Consider the following 1273-nt stretch of genomic DNA (forward strand, 5'->3'; position numbering starts at 1 on the left):
CGCCCGGCGCGCAGCTGCACCCACTCGGTCTCGAAGTCCAGGCCCTGCGCGACCTGGAGGACGGTGTCCGCCGTCGGGGCGATGGACAGGCTGGTGGCGCATCGCAGCTCCTTCAGCCCGCCGGCGGGTCCGAGTAGCCCACCCATACGGGTCACCGTCCTCCCATGTAGTCCTGTGCCTCGCGCATGATGCCCGCAACCTCGTAGCTGCCGACCTTGAACACGGGCCTGTACCCGGCCATCACCGACGCGACCGTGCGCGCAATCGTGGCCGTATCCACCGCCGGCGCAGCCGCGGGGGCGGCCATGCTCAGCTGTGGAGCGGGTGCGTACGACGACCAGGACGGGGCGGTGATGTCGCCGGCGGCCCGGCCGCGCAGGTGGTGCACGGAGGGGTGGTCCCGGTTGATCAGGTCCAGTGCCGCCGGGTACCGGTCCGCGGAGTCCGCGTTGACGACCCACTCGTGGTCGTCCAACCAGGCCAGCGGCGTCCCGTCCCCGGTCACGCCGAGAATCTGGTCCGTGCCCCGACCCGTGCCCGGCAGGCGGCCGCCCGCGGCGAACCGCGGGTAGAAGTCCCGGAGCAGCTTGCCGTTGAAGGCCCGCGCCCGGAACTCCTCCTCCTTCGGGGAGACCCACCGCCAGGCCCCGCCGGAGTCGAGCATGATCTGCCGGCCGTCCTTGAAGAACACCCGGCCCGACCAGTCCTCGTGGATCGCCCCGGAGAAGATCGGGCCGTATCGGCGCTCGAGCTGACGCATCCACGCCGGACCGAGCGTCTCCCACGGATGGTCCCCGTGGTCAGCGCCCGGCGTGCCGGCCACGTACTCCCACGGGACCACGTTCCAGCCCTGCTTCGCGCGCGCCTTCCGGTCGGGCTCGATCATGCTCACCCAGTCGCGGGTGCCCTTGTCGTAGCCCCTCGTCGAGCCCGTCCATGCCGCAGAGCTGCCGTGCGTGTTCGCCTTCGGCGCGCTGCGGCCCTTCGAGCGCGTAGCGTTTCCCGCGGTATCAGCCGCGCGTGCCGCCAGCGTGGCGGTCCGCATGGCCACCACGAGCGCGTTCGCAGCCGCCACAATCCGGGCGGCGGCCACGCTCATGCTCGAGGCCAGGCTCTCGGCCCCCACACGCCCGCCTCCGGCGAACGCCGGCAGGCCCATCAGGCTCGGGTCGTCGCGGTTGATCGCATCGAGCAGGGCCCCCCACTTCGCGGAGGACCGCTGGTTGATGATCCACTCGCCGTCGTCCACACGGGCGATCGGGGTTCCGGCCCC

At 72.3% G+C, this 1273-nt stretch carries 1 protein-coding gene; it reads right to left on the reverse strand.

Features of this window, described 5'->3' with window-relative positions; genetic code table 11:
* Window positions 1-151: 151 nt before the first annotated feature.
* A partial coding sequence (locus ACI2L3_RS40410) for a hypothetical protein (protein ID WP_404757459.1) occupies window positions 152-1273 on the reverse strand: 1122 nt, incomplete at its 5' end.

It is taken from the genome of Streptomyces sp. NPDC029674 (assembly GCF_044903205.1).
GTDB lineage: Bacteria > Actinomycetota > Actinomycetes > Streptomycetales > Streptomycetaceae > Streptomyces.